Origin of the sequence: Thauera phenylacetica B4P, assembly GCF_000310225.1 — a bacterium.
GTDB lineage: Bacteria > Pseudomonadota > Gammaproteobacteria > Burkholderiales > Rhodocyclaceae > Thauera > Thauera phenylacetica.
Map to the genome: position 1 here is coordinate 1 of NZ_AMXF01000485.1, position 1,101 is coordinate 1,101.

General features: G+C 74.4%; 1 protein-coding gene. It reads left to right on the top strand.

The features are described from left to right. The coding region (locus tag C667_RS23200) for an alpha/beta hydrolase (RefSeq protein WP_004389701.1) at positions 1-1,101 on the top strand (1,101 nt) is incomplete at both ends.

A 1,101-nucleotide genomic window follows, 5' to 3' on the forward strand; every position in this document is an offset into this window, starting at 1 on the left:
CGCGCTGGCGCGAGGCCGTGCGCCGTGCGCGCGGCGGCGGCCCGCGTCCGCTCACCGTCATGCTGCCGGGCACCATGGGCAGCGCGCTGAGCGCCGGCGGGCGGGCGGTGTGGCTGCACTACTTCACCTTGTTGCGCGGCGGACTCGGCAAGATCGCACTCGGTGCGCGCGAGGTCTCGGCCGACGACCTGCTCGACGACTTCTACGGCCCGCTGCTCGAGTTCCTCGCCGAGCACCACCGCGTCGAGATCTTTCCCTACGATTGGCGGCTGTCGGTACGCGCCGCCGCCGCCCGCCTCGCCGCGGCGCTCGAAGCCTGGCTGCCCCAGGCCGAGCGCGAGGGCCAGCCGGTGTATCTGGTCGCGCACTCCATGGGCGGCCTGGTGGCGCGCGCGATGATCGCCGACGGCGGACGCGGCGCCGCCGTCTGGCAGCGCATCACCCGCCTGCCCGGCAGCCGCCTGCTCATGCTGGGCACGCCCAACCTCGGCTCCTACGAGGCGGTGCGCTGGCTCACCGGCTTCAACCCCACCCAGGCCCGCCTCGCCCTGCTCGACTTCACCCGCAGCACCAGCGAGGTCGTCGACCTGGTGCGCGAATACCCCGGCCTGGTCGAGCTGCTGCCCTTCGCCCCGGAAGACCCCGACTTCGCCGACCCGGCGCGGTGGACGCTGTTGCGCGAGTCCCTCCAGGCGCGCTGGAAGATCCCGCCCGAGGAGGCCCTGCGCAGCGCGCGCGAGACCTGGAGCCTGCTGCGCGCAGCGCCGCCCGAGCCGGCCTGCATGGCCTACGTCGCCGGCTGCCAGCGCGCCACGGTGATCGACTACGAACTGCAGGACCACGACGAGGACAGCTGGCTCTCCGGCCGCAAGCGCATCGCCTTCATCGCCGGCCGCGAGGGCGACGGCACGGTGAGCTGGGCCTCCGGCCTGCTTCCCGGGGTGCCGACCTGGTATGTGGACGACACCGCCCACGACGCCCTGTGCGTGCAGCGCAAGGCCTTCGCCGGTTATCTCGACATCCTCGCCAAGGGCGCCACCACCCGCCTGCCGAGCGCGCCGCCGCAGCGCGCGCGCGCGCTCGCCGACGAGCCCGCGCGCT